Here is an 18,615-nt window from a genome sequence, read left to right as displayed (position 1 = left end):
TTATATTATGAGCTTATCAGTTGTAATTTTAGCGGCAGGTAAAGGTTCTAGAATGAACTCAAACAAACCGAAAGTTTTACAAACACTTGCAGGAAAACCTCTTATAGAGCATGTTGTTGAATCTGTTGAAAAATTAAATCCTGATAACATTGTTGTTGTAACAGGACATTTAAAAGAGCAGGTCGAAAATATATTAGATGGTAGAGATATAAAATTTGTATATCAAGAGGAACAGTTAGGAACAGGCCATGCTGTCTTACAAACATTACCACACTTAAAAAGTCAAAAAGTCTTAATATTATATGGAGATGTTCCTTTAATATCTCCAGAGGTCCTAGATAACCTTGTTTCTACGACTCATGACTATGATCTTGGAGTATTAACTGCTTTTGTTGAAAATCCAAAAGGCTTAGGAAGAATTGTGAGAGATAAATTCGGTTCGGTATCTGAGATTGTTGAAGAAAAAGATGCAAATGATGTGCAGCGCCAGATAAAAGAAATAAATACGGGTATTTATTGCGCACATAAAAATCTTTTAGAAAAATGGTTACCTAATTTAGAAGCTAATAATGCCCAAAAGGAATATTATTTAACTGATATTGTTACGTTTGCAAAGAATGATCGTTTATCTATAAACGTAACTCATCCTATTGATGAGTTTGAAATATTAGGTGTTAATGATAGGCAGCAGCTTGCAGATCTTGAGAGAACTTGGCAAAGAACTATAGCTGATAGAATTATGGCTAAAGGTGTTAGCATTGCTGATCCAAGTAGGTTTGATGTCAGAGGTGATTTGGAGGTTGGTAAAGACTGTTGGCTTGATGTTAATGTCATTATCAAAGGCGATGTGAAACTAGGTAATAATGTTGTTATTGGCGCAAATTGTATTTTAAAAAATTGTACCATTGAAGATAATGTTAAGATTAAAGCAAATACTATGGTGGACGGCTCTATTATAAGGAAAGGAGCTATTGTAGGTCCATTTGCTAGAGTTAGACCAGACTGTGATATAAAAGAAGAGGCTGTTATCGGTAATTTCGTTGAGACAAAGAAAACTGTTCTTGGTAAAGGTTCAAAGGCTTCTCATTTAACTTACCTTGGCGATAGTGAAATAGGGTCTAACTGTAATATAGGTGCTGGAGTTATTACTTGTAATTATGATGGTGTAAATAAACATAAAACGGTGATTGAGGACTATGCTTTTATTGGTTCTGACTCTCAACTAGTCGCTCCTGTGAGTATAGGCCAGGGTGCTACTGTTGGTGCTGGATCAACAATTGCAAAAGATGTTCCGGCTGATAACTTAGCAATATCGCGAGCTAGACAGCGTCATATTAATAGTTGGGAAAGACCTGTGAAAAAGACTGATAAATAGTATAGGTAGTGGGATTTTATTATGTGTGGAATAGTTGGTGCAAATTCAACAAGAAATGTTACAAATATTTTAATAGAAGGCTTAAAGAAGCTTGAGTATAGAGGCTATGATTCAGCTGGACTAGCTATAATTGATAATAAAAAAGATATAGATATATGTAAAGAAGTCGGTAAAGTTATTGAACTTGAAAAATCAGTGCGTGCCTTGCCAGATTTCAAAGGAAATATAGGTATAGCACATACTAGATGGGCAACTCATGGCAAACCATCAAAAGAAAATTCTCATCCTCATGCATCAGAAAAATTTTGTATTGTACATAATGGTGTTATAGAAAACTTTTCTGAGCTTAAAAATTCATTAATAGCAGATGGTTATGGCTTTAAATCAGATACTGATACAGAGGTTGTAGCTCATTTGTTAGATAGAGAGTGGAATGCTCAAGAATCTATAATAGATAATATTAAGCGTATTATAGCTTTATTAAAAGGTGCTTATGCTCTAGCAATTATATCGCAAAACTTTCCTGATAAAATTGTAGCCGTACGTTCTGGATCACCGTTAGTTATAGGTGTTGGTATTGATGAGAATTTTGTATCATCTGATGCTTTATCCTTATTACCAGTGACAAATAAGTTCTCTTATCTTGATGAAGGCGATATTGCGATAGTTTCTAAAGAGGATGTGGAAGTTTTTGATATTCAGGGAGCTCCAAAAAATCTTGAGGTTGAAGAATATAATTACTCATCATCAAGCGCTTCAAAAGATGGCTATAAGCATTACATGCTTAAAGAAATATATGAGCAGCCTGAAGCTGTTTCAAATACAATTTTAGCATCATTAAAAGATGATAATGAAATCAGCTTAGAGAATTTTGATAATAGGGCAAAAGAGTTATTTGAAAAGACTAAGCATATATGTATAGTTGCATGTGGTACAAGTTATAACGCTGGTATGACAGCCAAATATTGGATAGAAAAGTATGCAAAAATCCCATGTAGTGTTGAAATTGCAAGTGAGCTTAGATATCGAGATAATGTTGTCGTAGATGGCTCTTTATTTGTGAGTATATCTCAGTCAGGTGAGACAGCGGATACTTTAGAATCACTTAGAAAGAGTAAAAAACAAGGTTATGCTGGAAGTATGTGTATATGTAATGTACCAAACAGTTCACTTGTAAGAGAGTCTGATATTGCATTTATGACAAAAGCAGGTGTTGAGATAGGCGTAGCATCTACAAAAGCATTTACTACTCAGCTAATAGCATTAGCAATCTTTACATTAGCTATGGCTAAGCTTAGAAAGAGTCTAACAGATACAGAGATTACAAAATATACACAAGAGCTAAAAAATACTCGAGCTTTAGTTATGGGTGCTTTGAAGCTAGATTCTGAGATAGATGAAATCAGTGAGTATTTCTCAGATAAAGAGCATACGATTTTCCTTGGAAGAGGCTTATATTTTCCTATAGCTGTAGAAGGTGCTTTAAAGCTTAAAGAGATCTCTTATATTCACGCAGAAGCCTATCCATCTGGGGAGCTAAAGCATGGCCCATTAGCTTTGGTTGATAAAAATATGCCGATAGTAGCGGTAGTACCTAATGATGAACTGTTAGATAAAACTCTTTCAAACCTTCAAGAGGTTCATGCAAGAGGTGGTAAGTTAATTCTTTTTGTTGATAAGGCAATTAAAGATAGGGTTAATTTTGATAATAGTATTGTATTAGAGTTAGATAGTGGCCATGATTTTAGTGCACCAATAGTATTTACAATACCTCTTCAGCTTCTTTCATATCATGTTGCTATAATTAAGGGGACGGATGTTGATCAACCAAGAAATTTAGCTAAGTCCGTAACAGTCGAATAATCTTCATCATTATAAATATATAAAGTTTAATCCTTATGAATAATCTTTTGCTAAAGGAAATATAAAAAACTTTAGTACTATATGTTTTAATATAGAAATAGATAAAAAGTAGTTGACTCTATGGACTTTAATGAATCATTATCTTATAAAAATATTAGCCTGCAAATACTGCGCCGAGATGACTTTGATAAATTGTTTGAGGTAGCTAGTGATCCTAAAATCTGGGATCAACATGATGATAAGTTAAGATATAAAAGGGAAGTGTTTAAGAAGTTTTTTGATAGTGGTATAAGTAATCCTCAAAATTGCTATTTGATTTACTACAAAGGTGAATTAGTAGGTTCTACAAGATATTATGAGTACGATTCTGTTGCATCAACAATAAAAATTGGCTATACATTTTATGCAAAAAAATATTGGGGAACTAGCCTAAATAAGAAAGTTAAAAATTTAATGCTTAGCTATGCTTTTAACTTTGTTGAGACTGTATTTTTTGATGTTTGGATTGATAATTTTCGCTCTCAAAAAGCCGTCGAAAAATTAGGAGCTAGTCTTTATAAGAAAGATAGTTTACGTGAAAGATTTGTTTTTAAACTAACAAAAGAAGAGTGCCTGTTAGACCTTAAAAACATAAAGTAACAAACTTCTATTCTAAAAGATTATTTTTACTGTAAACTTTTTAGTAACATTATTATTTGAGTAATTACTTATGAAGCGTGATTTACAAAGTTGGCTGTATGAATACTCATTAAGTCATAAAAATGTTGTTAATCAAAAAATTCATACTATTTGTGTACCAGCTATTACTTTTTCAATTATTGGGATACTATACTCAATTAGCTTTTGGTTAGCTTTGATCTTGATAGTATTATCATTATGTTTTTATTTTTCATTATCTTTTAGATATGCTCGAGTTATGTCAGTGGCCAGTCTGATAATGCTTGGTGTAGCTATTGTTATTCCAAATATTTTATTGATTTCGATACTTATATTTATCATTGGTTGGGCTTTGCAATTCTATGGCCATCATCTAGAAGGTAAAAAACCATCTTTTTTAAAAGATATTCAGTTTCTATTAATAGGGCCTCTATGGGTTATACAGAAGTTTGATAAATAAAGTATATGCAATCTAGAATAAGTCGATTTTTCTAGATATGGAGTAATATTTGATCTATGTTGAAATAGAAATTAGAAATAAATTCTTAAGAAAAAATATTAGTGAATAAGAAGTAATTAACCAAAAGCTCTTCTTTGAGCAATTCTAGCTCTTTTTACAGCAGCTCTCTTAGCTATTTTTCTTTTTTCAGTTGGCTTAACGTAATGCTGTCTATCTCTAAGCTCTTGCTTGATTCCGGCTTTTTCGCAAGCACGTTTAAAGTTTCTTAAACTAATGTCAAAAGGTTTACGCTCATCTACTCTAATACTTGGCATTATAGTACCTCGATATTTATAGCTTCAGGGCCTTTTCTACCTTCTTGAGTTTCAAAAGTAACTTGTTGGCCTTCTAAGATTGTTTCGCCATTTAGTTTTGATATATGTACAAATACATCTTTACCGCCATTTTCAGGAGTTATAAAACCAAATCCTTTTTGGTCATTGAAAAACTTTACTGTACCTTGTGATTTATTATCCATTTTTATTCTCTTTAATTTTTATTTGGTTAGTTCTGTATAGCTTATTAAAAAGCTATTAATTTATTATGTATGGATTTATATGTGAATGACAATTTAAGAGATTAAGCAAAAACTGAAATTAATATAATGAAAATTAAATTTTTTGAAAATTTTCTTATCCTTACACGGTTAGTGTAGTATAAAAATGTTATAAAAGATATAGTTAGGTATAAAATATTTATTATAAGTATATGTATGCTTAATCAAGCTTTATTCTTTTTGCCTTAAGGAGCTCACTAGAGCTTTGCCATTGCTTTACTCGAGGTTCTAAACTTTGTATTTTTTTATTAAATTCTGATTCAAGATTTATATCATATAAATTAGCAATTTCAAGTACACATACCAAAACATCAGTTAACTCTGATTTGATTTTTTCATTATCAGAAATTTCTTCGTAAATTTCTTTTTGCATGATTTCATTAGCTAGCTCACCGACTTCTTCTGTAAGAGCAATAAAGCTAGCTAATCTTGGGTGAGAAATATTTTTAAAAAGCTTGTCTATAGTTTGTTGAGCTTCTTTGATTTGCATATGATTTGAGAATTAAATTTTATATTATTATTTATTCTACAACACTTATGTCCACAGAAGGGCGTAAAGTTGAACAAACAGCTAAAGCTTCGTGTACTGGATGGTTAGCAAATTTTTCAAAAGGAGCATCAGCACCTGCTTTAGTATTAATGCATGGGATAGTTTGTTGCATCAAGTTGTAATCAAATCTAGGTGCCCATTTACGTGAACCAAGTCTAGCAGTTGTTGAACAATTATCAACCATATGAGCAACACCTTTGAAGTGCATGTATGGATTTAGTGAATCTACAGCTTCAATAATAGACTCATTAACAATTTCAGAGTAAGCATGACCTTTTTGAGCTAAAACATCAGATTGGGCCATTATACAAGCAATATAAACACCAGCTGTAATTGGATCAATAGGAGTTGTGTGCTGATCACGTTCAGCTCTTACTTTTTCACCAACTTTCCATAGTTCAGTTTTATCAATTTTACCCATTGGTAAACGATCATGACGTGCGCCAGCCATTACAACTGAGCGGATTTCATTACCGCTTTCAACATCTTCATAACATTCAATTAAGATATCAAATAATGGAGTGTAAGCAGCATTATATGCATTCTCAAACTTTTGCTTGTCTTCAGCTGTTTCTAAACTTTCGTATACTTTTTTCATTCCTTGCGTTGAGATGATTTTAGAGATAGGTCCAGTAATTGCCTCAGCAGTACGACGGAAAGCTTCTTCTTTGTCCATACCATTATCAGTGAAGTAACGATAAAGTACTTCAATAATTCCGTGTACACCACCAAGTAGCACACCTCTTTCACCAAAGATATCAGAACGATATTCCATTTCCATAGTTGTTGGGAATACAAATGGAGCACCACAAGCTATAGCCCAAGCTAGAGCCTGTTCAGTTGCTTTACCATTAACATCTTGATAAACACCAATACTACTATTTATACCAGCACCATTTACTGTTTTACCCTGCTCGTATAGACGACGAACAGAAGGTCCCATACCTTTTGGACACATAGCAACAATATTTATATCGTCTCTAACTTTGTAATTAATACTTTCAATGAAACCAATTAAAAAACCGTGAGAAAAACCTAGAGTTGCACCAGGTTTAACAGCTGCAAAAATTTTATCATAAAGTTTAGCTTGAGCTGCGTCAGATATTAAGATAATAGCCATGTCTGATTCTTTAATAACATCAAACATTTCACCTAGAGTACCATTTTCTTTAGTAAAGCCAACAGCTTCTGCTTGTTTTTCTGAGCTTGAACCAGCACGTAAGCCAACTTTAACTTTGATATCAGTTGCTTCTAAAGAGTCGCGTAAGTTTTGTGCCTGCGCTGGACCTTGAGATCCCCAGCCAATTACACCAATCTGCTTAATTCCTTCAAATGCTTGAGGTAATTTTTCAAATAGATGACGACCACCAGCAACGATAGTTTCATTATGTCCGCCTAGGTTATATTCTTTAACTTCAAAAATATTGCTTTGAATTTTCATAACATTCTCCAGTATTTAGCTTTTTTATTATTTATCTAACTACAAAGTTATACAAAGAGTTGCTTGAAATAAAGTGAAAATTTTGCAACTATTTATTGCAGATAGTGCAAGAAAAGATGAATATGATTGATAAAAAAAAATTAAATGCCTTTAAGATTCTGGCTGAGACTCTACATTTTGGTAAAGCAAGTGAGAAATGTTTCTTAACACCGTCAGCCTTAACCCGCCTTATCCAACGTATTGAACAAGAAATGGAGGTGGTACTTTTTGAAAGAGATAATAGAAATATTAGGCTAACAGATGCAGGTAAAATTTATTATCAGTTTGCTAAAGAAATGTTACAAAAATATGAAGATCTAAATTGTATACTACATCCTAAAAAGGGCCAGGTAGTTGGCGATATTAGGCTATCTTGTACCGTGACGGCATCATATGTGGTTTTACCAAATATCATTAAGAAGTTGCATATTAATTATCCAGGTATAAAGATACAGCTAACTACAGGTTCAATAAAAAACTGTACTAGCCATCTTGAAGAGGATGCAACAGATGTAATTATAGCTATTTTGTCAAAAGATATTCCTAGTAATCTTTGTGTTAAAGAAGTCTTAACTACAAAAATGGTAATGATTGCTCCTGCTGTAAAGAAAGTTAATAGTTTGAAGCAGGCAATTGAAAAGATACCCTTTATAAAGCCAGCCCACTATATTGGTGGTAGTAATTTAGATGAATGGTTTCGCAAGCAAAAATTAAAACCTGAAGTATATGGTGATGTTGATGGTAATGAGGCTATTTTGTCATTGGTATCATCTGGTATAGGAACTTCTATCGTGCCTGAGGTGATACTAAAACATAGTCATTTATCTAAATCTGTAAATATAATAAAAACTCAAGGTCTACCAGATATATCTGTTGGAGTAGTAATGAGAAAAGAAGCATTAGCCTCACCAGTGAAAAAAATATTTTGGGAATTTGTTGAGAAGCAAGATGTGATCAAGATTTAGGATTATTGAAAAAGCTCCAAAGATAATATATTGCTTAGATTTTTCTTCATATAAGCATTGCTGAACTTTTATGTTTCAATACTTTTATACATACTTTTTTTAGCATCTGTATATTCATTATATGATAGTTTATAATATCTAATTAGATTTTTTGAAAAGTTTAGTATTGTAAAATGAGTGAAATAATTATAAAAACACCTGAAGAAATTGAAAAAATGCGTGTTGCTGGGAAATTAGCAGCTGAAGTTTTAGAGATGATTACTCCATATGTGAAAGAAGGTATCACAACTGGAGAGTTAGATAAGATATGTCATGATTATATTGTTAATGAGCAAGATGCGTATCCAGCGCCGCTTAACTATCATGGTTTTCCTAAGTCAGTATGTACATCTATTAACCATGTTGTTTGTCATGGTATACCCGCTGATAAAAAGCTTAAGAAAGGTGATATTTTAAATATCGATGTGACGGTTAAAAAAGATGGTTATCACGGTGATACTAGTAAGATGTTTATGATTGGTGAACCGTCTGTAATGGCTAAGAAATTAGTTGAAGTTACACATGAATGTTTATGGAAGGGTATTGAAGTAGTCAAGCCAGGGAATCATTTTGGTGATATTGGTGCAGTTATCGAGAAACATGCTAAAAAGTTTGGTTATTCGATAGTTGATGCTTTTTGTGGGCATGGTATTGGAGCTAGTTTTCATGAGCCACCTCATGTTATGCATCATGGTAAAGCTGGTACTGGAGATGAAATAAAAGAAGGTATGATCTTTACGATCGAACCAATGATAAATATTGGTAAAAGAGCAGTTTCAGTTTTAAAAGATGGTTGGACAGCAGTTACTAAAGATAGATCTCTTTCTGCTCAGTGGGAGCATACTATATTAGTGACTAAAGATGGTTATGAAGTTTTGACTTTAAGAGAAGAAGAAAAAGTATAAGATGTCGCAGAAAGTAACTCAAAAGCTCGTTAATCAAAAATGTGAATTATTAAAGTCACAGAATGAAGATATTACGGTTAATAAGGTCAGAAAGCTTATTGGCGGTAATATTTCTATTATTGATTTGGTAGAGAAAGTTACTTTGTATAAGCAAGATAAAAAAAATGCTCTTGCTAAAGCTGAATCAGAAGAGCAACCACTTCAAGATAAACCAGGAGATCAGCTATTAGATATTATTCAAACGACATTAAAAGAGTATTCAATTGAAGAAAATCAGGTGGCTTTTAGCTTACGTAGTAATCTAAAAAAATACATTGATCAGCAAGTATCTGAAAAATCTAAAAAATTAAAGCAAAAGCAAGTCGAAGTATCAAATAAAAATGATAGCTTAGAAATATCTAACTTAACGTTAAATAGACGCTATAATGAGCTTCTTGAAAAATATAATGAGCTTAAAGAAGAGTCTTATAATTTAAAGCAAAACTATAACTCAAAATCTATGCGTTTTATTGAAAAAGAAGCCGTAGAAAAAACTCTTTTAGCATGGGAAGATTTTAAAGATATAAAAGAGCAAATTTCAAGTTTAGGTGCTTATGCAAAGGTAGCTGTATATGACAAAAGAGGAGTTATTGCTATAAAATTCCCAGCTACAGATTTTTTGACTCAAGAATGTCGCTCAGGTGTTAGCAGATACTTAAAAGCTAAAACAACCTTCGATTATTCTATTCAGGCGTGGATTCTTTCGGCATTTACAGATATTCTAAAAACATTAGACTTTCTCAAGAGAAATAAATTTGTTTTTTCAAAAGAGCTAGAGACTATAGCTTATCATCGTAAGAAATCTTTAGATTAAGTTAGTTATAGCAAACTAGTATAGAAACTATAGTTGATATATAATTTAGGGATAAATTATTAATATTTTTCTGAGTAAATGGATTTATTCTCAAGTTTAGAAAACAAGCAATCTGTAGGAGAGTTTTCAGAACAGGCATATCTAAACTATTCAATGTATGTAATATTAGATAGGGCATTACCACATATATCTGATGGTTTGAAACCTGTACAAAGACGTATTATCTACGCAATGAGTGAAATTGGCTTAAGTCATTTGTCTAAATATAAAAAGTCAGCACGTACAGTAGGCGATGTATTAGGTAAATACCATCCTCATGGTGATAGTGCATGTTATGAAGCAATGGTTTTGATGGCACAAGATTTCTCTTATCGTTATCCTTTTATTGATGGTCAGGGTAACTGGGGATCAGTGGATGATCCAAAATCATTTGCGGCAATGCGTTATACTGAGTCACGTTTATCTAAATATGCCGTTTTGTTATTAGATGAGCTTAAAAAAGGTACTGTTGATTGGGTTAAAAACTTTGATGGTACTATGGATGAGCCTAAGCTTTTACCTGCTCAAGTACCAAATATTTTACTAAATGGTGCTATGGGTATTGCAGTGGGGATGTCGACATATATACCACCGCATAATATCACAGAGATTATTAATGCTTGTTTACACTTGTTGTCAAATCCTAAGTCCTCAATAGAAGATGTCTTAGAGATTGTTGAGGCACCAGATTATCCAGGTGGTGCAAATATAATTAGTACTAGAGAAGAAATAGCGGATGTTTATAAATCTGGTACAGGCTCAATCAGACAGCAAGCAGTATATGATTATGATAGTAATGGTAATGTTGTGATTACAAAGCTACCTCATCAAGTATCAAGTGCCTCGGTTATGGAGCAAATAGCAAATCAGCTTAAGCAGCAAAAAATTACCTGGATTAAAAATATTCAAGATGAATCTGATGATAAAGAACCTGTTAAGATAGTTTTATATTCTGGAACTACAAAGAAAAATATTAAGAAAATAATTGGACACTTATTAGCAACGACTGATCTTGAGAAAAGTTTCCGTGTCAATATGAATATGATCGGTTTAGACTATAAACCTAAAGTTAAAAACCTCTTAGATATTTTAACTGAATGGCTTGAGTATCGTAGACAAACTTTACGTAGAAGGTTACAAACTAGTCTAGATAAGGTACTTGCACGCTTACATATTTTAGAAGGTTTACTTATAGCATTTTTAAATATAGATGAAGTGATTGAGATTATCAGAAACTACGATGATCCAAGTATTGAGATGCAAAATAGATTTTCTCTTTCAGAAATTCAAGCTGAAGCAATCTTAAATATAAGGCTGCGTAAATTAGCAAAAATTGAAGAAATTGAGATTAAGAAAGAGCAAAAAGAATTAGCTAAAGAAAAAGAACTTTTAGAGGGGTATTTAAATAGCGAAATTAAGTTTAGAAACTTAATGAAAAAAGAGTTTAAGCAAATCTTAAAAGATTTTGGTGATGATAGGCGCTCTAAACTTATACACGTAGAAAAAGCCCAAGCATTAGAAGAAAAAGATCTAATACCTAGTGAAAAAGTTACAGTAATTTTATCAAAAGCTGGCTGGGTTAGATGTGCAAAAGGTGATAATGTTGATCCTAAAGGTTTGAATTATAAGCCAGAGGATAAACCTTTTCTTGCTGTTTCAGGTAATAGTAATATTAAAGTGGTATTTTTTACAAAGCTTGGTAAAGCTTATTCGATGTATATCGATAAATTCCCTTCAGCTAGAGGTTATGGCGAACATATAACTACATATATTCCATTAGATAAAAAAGATGAAATTATCAATATGGAATTTGTTAATATAGCTTCGCATTTCTTAATTGCAAGTGTTAGTGGTAAAGGCTTTGTTATTGCTGCAGAAGATCTTATAGCAAATAAAGTTACTGGTAAAAATATCTTTGATGGTGATGATGTATTTAAATTTATACCATTTGCTGAAAATTTAAAGATGCTTGGTGTAAGTTCTAATGGTCGAACAGTCATCCGAGATTTTGCTAATTTTGCTGTACTTAAAAAAGGTAAAGGTAAAGCGATTATTAGACTTGATAAAAAAGATAAGCTTAAGTTTGTAGAGCTGTTAAGTTCAGAACAAGAAGTTATCTTAAACGCAGGTAAGAGATTTATACGTATAGATAATAAAAATATGGAGACATATTTGACAGATAAACCTTCTGGTGGAGGAGTGCTTTTACCTCAAGGATTTAGAAAAGTAACAAAAATAGAGATAGAAGGTTAATAAGAATGAAAAAAATAGCAATTTTAGGAGCTATGGAAATAGAGATCCAACCAATATTAGCAAAGTTAGATAATTATGAAACAGTTGAATACGCGAATAATAAATATTATTTAGCAACATATAAGGATAAAGAACTTGTTATTGCTTATAGTAAAATTGGTAAAGTATTCTCAAGCCTAACAGCAACTATAATGATTGAGCATTTTGGTGTCCAGGCTTTACTCTTTACAGGTGTTGCTGGTGGCTTACAAGATTTAAAAGTAGGTGATATGATTGCTGCAACTGCTACTGTACAGCATGATGTTGATATTACAGCATTCGGTTATCCTCACGGTAAGATTCCTATATCAGAAGTAGAGATTAAAACTTCAGATATGATTCTTAGATATGCTAAAGATGTTGCGAAAGACCTTGGACTTGATCTTCATACTGGAATTATAGCAACAGGAGATCAGTTTATTAGCTCAGCAGAGAGGAAAGATTTTGTTGTTAATGAATTTGATGCAAAAGCAATAGAAATGGAAGGGGGCAGTGTCAATCTTGTATGCAATGAAATGAAAATTCCAAGTTTAATTTTAAGAAGTATTTCAGATACTGCAGATGGTGATGCTCCAGAAAATTTTGATGAATTTGCGAAAAATGCTGCGCAAAAGTCAGCAAATTTTGTTATAAATTTAGTTGAGAGGATATAAAAAGGAGATTAATTTGTGTTTTAAAAAGCTTGTTATTTGTAGTGTTAGTTTTTTCTGGATTTTATCTTACGGTCTAACAGATAGGCAAATTAATGATGTAAAACGGCAACTTAAACAAATACAGCAGAAACAAAACAACAATTATTTACAGACTAAATCAAGTTTAAAAGATATCAACCTAGATAGTTATCTTAAATATAAAGATATATCACAAAATCCAGAAGTATTCACACAAGAACAAATTACTAATTATATAAATGCTCATCAAAATGAGTACTGGGCATCTGCTTTATGTGATGATTTAGCTATACATTATGCTAAAAATAAAAACTGGAAGCTATTTAAAAAGTTTTATGATGGTAACTTAGAAACTGATGGTAAGTGTTGGATAGCTCAAGATAGTAAAGATGATAAATTTAGGCAGAATGCTATTATAGATTTTACTAAATTTCAAAAAGATCAGCCACCGTCAGCTTTAGAGTGTACAGATATTAGTACATACTGGAAAGGTTATTCAAATAAAGGCAAAGGTTGTGTTATAGATAAAGCTTATACTTTAGCTTTTAGTGATAGTTTTGATAATGCTCTAACATTACTTAATAAACATGTTAAACAGCCATCATATAATGATTATATAAATGCCTGGAAAGAGGTTACAAATAATCCTCAAAATTTAGATGAGTTTATTGCCAAATATCATGATTATCCTAAGTTTAGTGAGGTGTTGATAGAGATATCAGAAGATTTAACAAAACATAATCCACAGAAATATGCAAAAATATGGCAAGGATTAAAAAATACAAAATATTTAGATACTAAACTTTATAGCCAAGCTGTATTACCTATAGCTGTTAGCTTAGCTAAAAATCATGATACAGCTTCAGAGCAATGGTTTTCAAAAGTTGATAGTAAGTATTACAGTAATGATGCTTGGCAATGGTTATTAAGGGCAGACTTATATAATTCAGACTTTAAAAACTATATTAAAACATACCAAAAGTTACCTAAGCATTTACAAAAAGAAAGTGTCTGGAAATATTGGTTAGCATATAGTTATGCTAAAAATGGCTATAAGCCAAAGGCCAATGCTATTTATCAAAAACTTGCTAATAAAAAAGGTTTTGATTATTACGTTTTATTATCTGCAGATGCTCTAGGTCAACCATATGATTTAGGTTCTAAAAAAGCAGCTATAATATCTAAACCGAAGTATTCTGAACTATTAAAAGACAATAGTGTTCATCAAGCAGTAGCTCTTTACAATGCAAAGAAATATAAAGATTCTACTAAATTATGGCGTTGGATTATTAGGCATAAATTTAATAGTAAAGATAGATTTCAAGTTTATGATCTAGCAGAGTTAGCAGCATATAATAAAATGCACTATCAAGCTATTTTTGCTATGGGTATGTTAGGGGCTAAGAGCCGTTTGGAGCTTTTATTTCCTGATCCATTTGTAGATCTTGTAAGCCAACAGTCAAAAAAATATGATTTAGAAGAGTCTCTAATATTTGCAATTATGCGTAGAGAATCTTTATTTTATCGAGAGGCTAGTTCATCAGTAGGTGCAAAGGGGTTGATGCAAGTTACAAATTCAACAGCAGGTTTTATTGCAAAAAGATATAGACTAACTGATTTTGAAGAGCAACAAATATATAACTCTACTGTTAATATTAAAGTAGGTAGTGCTAATTTGGACTTTTTGGCAGGATTATTTAAAGATAATATAGTTTTAAGTATTGCTGCTTATAATGCAGGTCCAGGAAATGTTGCAAAATGGTTAACTGATAAAGAAATTCCTGCAAAACAATGGATAGAGAATGTCCCATTTGTTGAAACTAGAAACTATCTAAGACATGTTTTATCTAATATGGTAGTTTATGATAATTTGGTACTAAAAAATGACAATGTAAGGTTAAGTGATCTTTTGCAAACTAAGTTATCAGATAAACTTAGCTTTAAGAAGTAATCTAGTAATATTTGATTTTAGTATTATCTTTTTGCTTTTTACATAAAGAATATACAATCAGTGATCTTATTATTTCAATAATACAAATTATTAGTAAAGTAGGATCTAATAAATAATTCCAAATATTAGCTTGTAATATATTAGTAAATAGCATTGTTGATGATACAACAATTATGATGTTAAATAGTATAAATCTTTTAGATATAGATAATAGTACTAACGCATAGATGAAGATAAAAGGTGTAACTATATATGGACTAAAACCAAAATCATAAAGTTTATATGAAGATATAAAGAATAAGCTATAAAAAATAATTATAATTGGAAGAAAAGCTAAACTAGTATATGGAAAAATAGTATTTTTATCATTGATAAATATTGATGTGATAATAAAGAATAAAAGTAAGAAAGTTGAAAGACTAAAGTAGCTTGTAACACCTAGAGTAAAATAATATATAGTTTCATTATCTATAGTTACATTTATTAGATTGAAAACTAATAAAATAATAACAATTACTATTAATGTTTTCTTTTGTAGAAAACCAAATATTCTAAGAAAAAAATATATTGTAAAAAGATTTGCTGCTATAAGGTTATAATAATTAAGCATCAGTTTTTTCTCCTTGAATCTCAACAACTCTTATTGTTTTCTTTAACTTATCTGAGAATGATAAAATAATACTATTTTTATAAAAAGTAAAAGCTGGGTAAGATAGCTCACCTTTGGCCTTATTGGGAAAAGTATATATATTTTTCCAATCTTGCGAGTTATCTGATTTATAGGCTAGGCTAAGATTCGATCTACCAGAGCTAGCATTATTGTAAGCTAGAAGTATGCCATTTTTAGTTTTTATCGCAGCGATTCCTGAGTCTGGATTATTAAGTTTTGTAGGTTTTACTGTAGTCCAGGTTTGTCCACTATCTTGAGTTTGATTTGTGTAGATCTTTTTAATGGAACTATACATTTGTCTATAGAAAGCTAAAGCATGTGTTTTTGATAAAGGTACTACAGTTGGTTGTAAGTTTACGCCATCATTAGTCATTTCTGATACTTTTATAAGATGGCCTTCACCATCAAAAATAAACCATCTTCCATTGAGATTGTTAAACTCCTTATATACAGGCACTGCAAAATTACCATTATCTAATTTAATAGCAGAACCTCTAGTAAGAGTACTGAAGTTAAAAATAGGAGAAGCAATAACTAGTTTAGGTTTGCTCCAAGTTTTACCTTGATCTGTTGAATACATAGTATTTAAAGAAGATGTAACCCAGCCACCGGTAGATGAGGTGAAAATTAACCATATTTTTTTACCTTGGGCATATATGATAGGGTTGCCTAAGTGATGAATATGTTTTTTAAATATAGACTGAAATTCTTGGCGATTCATAACAGATCTTGTTTTAGAGAATTTCCAATGACCATCTATTTTCTTAGCTGTTGCTAGCATTATGTTTGTATTTGGAGCTGTCTCATGGTCACCACTATACCAAGTCACAAAAAGAGTATTTCCAGATGTTGTTACCGATGATGCATGGTTATATTTTAGATAATCTAAGTTAGCAATAGTCTTTACACTTATATCTTTTGAGATCTCTTTATTTGTTGGAGTTGAGATTGAAAAATGATAACTATGCTGATTATTTAAATTATAAAAAATAATCATTAAGATTAAATATATAAAACCAAATAGAACAACTAAACTTAGCTTGTTTTTCATATTTTAAAATCAATTTAAATAATATCTATTCCTATAATTGTAATCTAACCTAAGGTAAATGTACTAATTTTTAGTATATTAGATGTTTAAAACTTTAAATTTCAATAGGCTAGAGAGTTTTTAAAATATAATTTGCTAGCATATTATTTATAATGGTTAGTTTTTTAGCTTTAATAATGTTAGTATTTTTAGCAAAATAAATTTCTAATAATAAGTTATTGTGATTAATAAAAAGTTTGTAACAAGTTGTTTGTTATTTCTGTCTGTAGGTATTGGGTATAGCCTTACTACAGAGCAAGTTCAAGTTTCAAAAAAAGCATTGAAAGATTTAGAAGCAAAGAATTACAAGTCTTACTATTATCTAAAATCTAAGCTTAAAAATACTAGTATATATCCATATTTTCAGTATAAAGAAATCAGTAGTGATCCAGAAATTTTTAAACAAGATACAATTGATGCGTATTTTAAACAAGATAATAGTAAATATTGGCAAGATAAGCTTTCTGATGATTTAGCAGAATATTACGCACAAAAGCAAGACTGGAAGCTCTTTAAAAAGTATTATAAAGGAGATCTTGGTATCTCAGGTAAATGCTGGAGCATGCAAGCTGAATATGATTCAGGAGACAAGACGCAAGCATTAAAAGAGTATGGTAATATTTGGCAAAATCGTGTCTATATGCCTTCTAGTTGCTCAGTGATGCAAAAATATTGGGATAAATCAGACTATAAGCCAAAATCTTATTTAACAAACAAAGCTTATACTCTTGCATTTGCTAACAAGTTTAGTGATAGCTTGTGGTTGTTAAATACTTATGTTAAAAATAATGATGATTATGTTCGTTATATTACAGCATGGAAAGAGGCTACAAAAAATCCTGCTAAGTTAGATCAGTTTATAAATAGATTTCATAATTATAGACATTTTGACAAAATATTTTTTGATATATCAAAAGATCTTATCCGAAAAGATCCAACAAAATATGCAAAAATTTGGGACAACTTAAAAAACAAAAGATATTTAAGTAAAAAAGTTAAACAAGAATGTATATCTGTAATAGCTGTTAGTTTTGCAAGATCACAATCACCAGAAGCAAAACAGTGGTTAGCAAGAGTTGATAAACGTTATTTAGATGCTATAGCATGGGAATGGTTATTAAGAGTAGATTTGTATAATAATAATTTTGCAGGTTATATAAAAACATATTACCAGTTGCCAAAAAAATCTCAACAAGATGATGCTTGGAGATATTGGTTAGCATATAGCTATGATAAGCAAGGACAAGCTGCAAAAGCTAAAAAGATATATGAAGAGCTAATTAAAGAACCTTTAAATTATTATTCATTCTTAGCTTCTGATAAACTCAATAAGCCATATAACTTTGGTAATAATACTGCTGACAAATTAAGTAATAGTGAGACTAAAAAATTATTATCTCAAGATGCTACTGAGCAAGCTATTGATTTATACCAGATGGGTCAATATAAAGACTCTACAAGTATATGGCGTTGGAGCATAAGAAATAAATTAAAAGCAAACCAGATTACTGAAATTAAAGAGCTTGCACGTTTAGCTGAAGATAAACATATGTATTATGCAGCTATATTTAATATGGCTGTAATTGGTAAGTATGATAATATCGATATGCTTTTCCCTAAGGCATTTATAAGTATTGTTGATAAAAATACTAAGAAGTTTGGTATTGATAGAGATCTTGTACTTTCAATTATGCGTAAAGAATCTTTATTTAATATAGAAGCTGGATCTTGGGCTGGTGCAAAAGGTTTAATGCAAGTTACTGAACCTACAGCTAAATTTATTGCTAAAAAATATAAATTATCTTTAGCTGGGGATAAATCTAAAGGGATGAATAGTCAGATATTTATTCCTCAGAATAATATTAAGTTAGGTACAGCAAACCTATATTTCCTAGAGAAGTTATTTGATAAAAATACAGTGCTTGGAATAGCTGCATATAATGCAGGACCTGGTAATGTAGCTAAATGGTTGAACGAAAAAGAAGTTCCGGCACCAATTTGGATAGAAAATGTTCCATTTGGTGAGACTAGACATTATATAAGAAAAGTACTAATGTATATGATAGTTTATAACAACTTTGTCTTTAAAGACAAAAAGAATCATATTAGTACATACTTAGATTATAAATTATCTGAAAAACAGAGCTTTAGAAAATAAAT

At 31.0% G+C, this 18,615-nt stretch carries 17 protein-coding genes; 11 read left to right on the top strand and 6 right to left on the bottom strand.

All coding sequences use genetic code 11. The features are described from left to right. Positions 1–7 precede the first annotated feature (7 nt). From glmU to F7310_RS08255, 4 genes are all read left to right on the top strand, one after another. On the top strand, positions 8–1,375 hold the full coding sequence (gene glmU / locus F7310_RS10490; protein WP_145951746.1) for a bifunctional UDP-N-acetylglucosamine diphosphorylase/glucosamine-1-phosphate N-acetyltransferase GlmU: 1,368 nt from the start codon (positions 8–10) through the stop codon (positions 1,373–1,375). A 21-nt stretch (positions 1,376–1,396) separates the two neighbouring features. Next, on the top strand, positions 1,397–3,238 hold the full coding sequence (glmS, locus tag F7310_RS08265) for a glutamine--fructose-6-phosphate transaminase (isomerizing) (RefSeq protein ID WP_072713138.1): 1,842 nt from the start codon (positions 1,397–1,399) through the stop codon (positions 3,236–3,238). A gap of 120 nt (positions 3,239–3,358) precedes the next feature. Beyond that, entirely contained in the window at positions 3,359–3,877 is a 519-nt protein-coding gene (locus tag F7310_RS08260; RefSeq protein WP_072713137.1) for a GNAT family N-acetyltransferase, read from the top strand. 70 nt (positions 3,878–3,947) lie between these two features. Further along, entirely contained in the window at positions 3,948–4,355 is a 408-nt protein-coding gene (locus tag F7310_RS08255) for an Mpo1 family 2-hydroxy fatty acid dioxygenase (protein ID WP_072713136.1), read from the top strand. Positions 4,356–4,471: 116 nt separating this feature from the next. On the opposite strand, the gene rpsU is transcribed toward F7310_RS08255, so the two are convergent. The 4 genes from rpsU to F7310_RS08235 all read right to left on the bottom strand — a co-directional run bounded on the left by rpsU (position 4,472) and on the right by F7310_RS08235 (position 6,941). Continuing rightward, a complete protein-coding gene (gene rpsU / locus F7310_RS08250) occupies positions 4,472–4,669 on the bottom strand; it encodes a 30S ribosomal protein S21 (RefSeq protein ID WP_072713135.1) in 198 nt (65 codons plus the stop codon). After that, entirely contained in the window at positions 4,669–4,872 is a 204-nt protein-coding gene (locus F7310_RS08245; RefSeq protein ID WP_072713134.1) for a cold-shock protein, read from the bottom strand. The genes rpsU and F7310_RS08245 overlap by 1 nt, the downstream gene beginning before the upstream one ends. A 238-nt stretch (positions 4,873–5,110) precedes the next feature. After that, positions 5,111–5,440, bottom strand: coding sequence for a MazG nucleotide pyrophosphohydrolase domain-containing protein (locus F7310_RS08240; RefSeq protein ID WP_072713133.1), 330 nt, complete (start codon positions 5,438–5,440; stop codon positions 5,111–5,113). Positions 5,441–5,471: 31 nt separating this feature from the next. Next, positions 5,472–6,941 (bottom strand): ketol-acid reductoisomerase, encoded by a 1,470-nt coding sequence (locus F7310_RS08235; protein ID WP_072713132.1) that lies wholly within the window; start codon positions 6,939–6,941, stop codon positions 5,472–5,474. A gap of 122 nt (positions 6,942–7,063) precedes the next feature. Between F7310_RS08235 and ilvY the strand changes: the two genes are divergently transcribed. The 6 genes from ilvY to F7310_RS08205 all read left to right on the top strand — a co-directional run bounded on the left by ilvY (position 7,064) and on the right by F7310_RS08205 (position 14,695). Then, on the top strand, positions 7,064–7,945 hold the full coding sequence (gene ilvY / locus F7310_RS08230) for an HTH-type transcriptional activator IlvY (protein WP_072713131.1): 882 nt from the start codon (positions 7,064–7,066) through the stop codon (positions 7,943–7,945). A 173-nt stretch (positions 7,946–8,118) separates the two neighbouring features. Continuing rightward, positions 8,119–8,889 (top strand): type I methionyl aminopeptidase, encoded by a 771-nt coding sequence (map, locus tag F7310_RS08225; RefSeq protein WP_072713130.1) that lies wholly within the window; start codon positions 8,119–8,121, stop codon positions 8,887–8,889. A 1-nt stretch (position 8,890) separates the two neighbouring features. Next, a complete protein-coding gene (locus F7310_RS08220) occupies positions 8,891–9,742 on the top strand; it encodes a hypothetical protein (protein WP_072713129.1) in 852 nt (283 codons plus the stop codon). Between the two features lie 78 nt (positions 9,743–9,820). Continuing rightward, positions 9,821–12,034: a DNA topoisomerase IV subunit A gene (gene parC / locus F7310_RS08215; RefSeq protein ID WP_072713128.1), complete on the top strand. Its 2,214-nt coding sequence runs from the start codon at positions 9,821–9,823 to the stop codon at positions 12,032–12,034. A gap of 5 nt (positions 12,035–12,039) precedes the next feature. After that, positions 12,040–12,726, top strand: coding sequence for a 5'-methylthioadenosine/adenosylhomocysteine nucleosidase (locus F7310_RS08210; protein ID WP_072713127.1), 687 nt, complete (start codon positions 12,040–12,042; stop codon positions 12,724–12,726). Between the two features lie 13 nt (positions 12,727–12,739). Next, complete coding sequence (locus tag F7310_RS08205; protein ID WP_072713126.1) at positions 12,740–14,695, top strand: lytic transglycosylase domain-containing protein; 1,956 nt, start codon at positions 12,740–12,742, stop codon at positions 14,693–14,695. 1 nt (position 14,696) lies between these two features. Here the strand turns inward: F7310_RS08205 and F7310_RS08200 are convergent, their stop codons facing one another. Then, on the bottom strand, positions 14,697–15,305 hold the full coding sequence (locus F7310_RS08200) for a hypothetical protein (protein ID WP_072713125.1): 609 nt from the start codon (positions 15,303–15,305) through the stop codon (positions 14,697–14,699). Continuing rightward, positions 15,298–16,416 carry an exo-alpha-sialidase gene (locus F7310_RS08195; protein ID WP_072713124.1) on the bottom strand — a complete coding sequence of 373 codons (1,119 nt, stop codon included), beginning with the start codon at positions 16,414–16,416 and terminating at the stop codon, positions 15,298–15,300. Before F7310_RS08195 ends, F7310_RS08200 begins: the two co-directional genes overlap by 8 nt. A 220-nt stretch (positions 16,417–16,636) precedes the next feature. On the opposite strand from F7310_RS08195, the gene F7310_RS08190 reads away from it, so the two are divergent. Beyond that, positions 16,637–18,613 (top strand): lytic transglycosylase domain-containing protein, encoded by a 1,977-nt coding sequence (locus F7310_RS08190; RefSeq protein WP_084645219.1) that lies wholly within the window; start codon positions 16,637–16,639, stop codon positions 18,611–18,613. Positions 18,614–18,615 lie beyond the last annotated feature (2 nt).

This window comes from Francisella uliginis, assembly GCF_001895265.1.
Lineage (GTDB): Bacteria > Pseudomonadota > Gammaproteobacteria > Francisellales > Francisellaceae > Francisella > Francisella uliginis.
The sequence above is the reverse complement of the archived record's forward strand: the minus strand, read 5'-3'. Positions and strand labels throughout refer to the sequence as shown.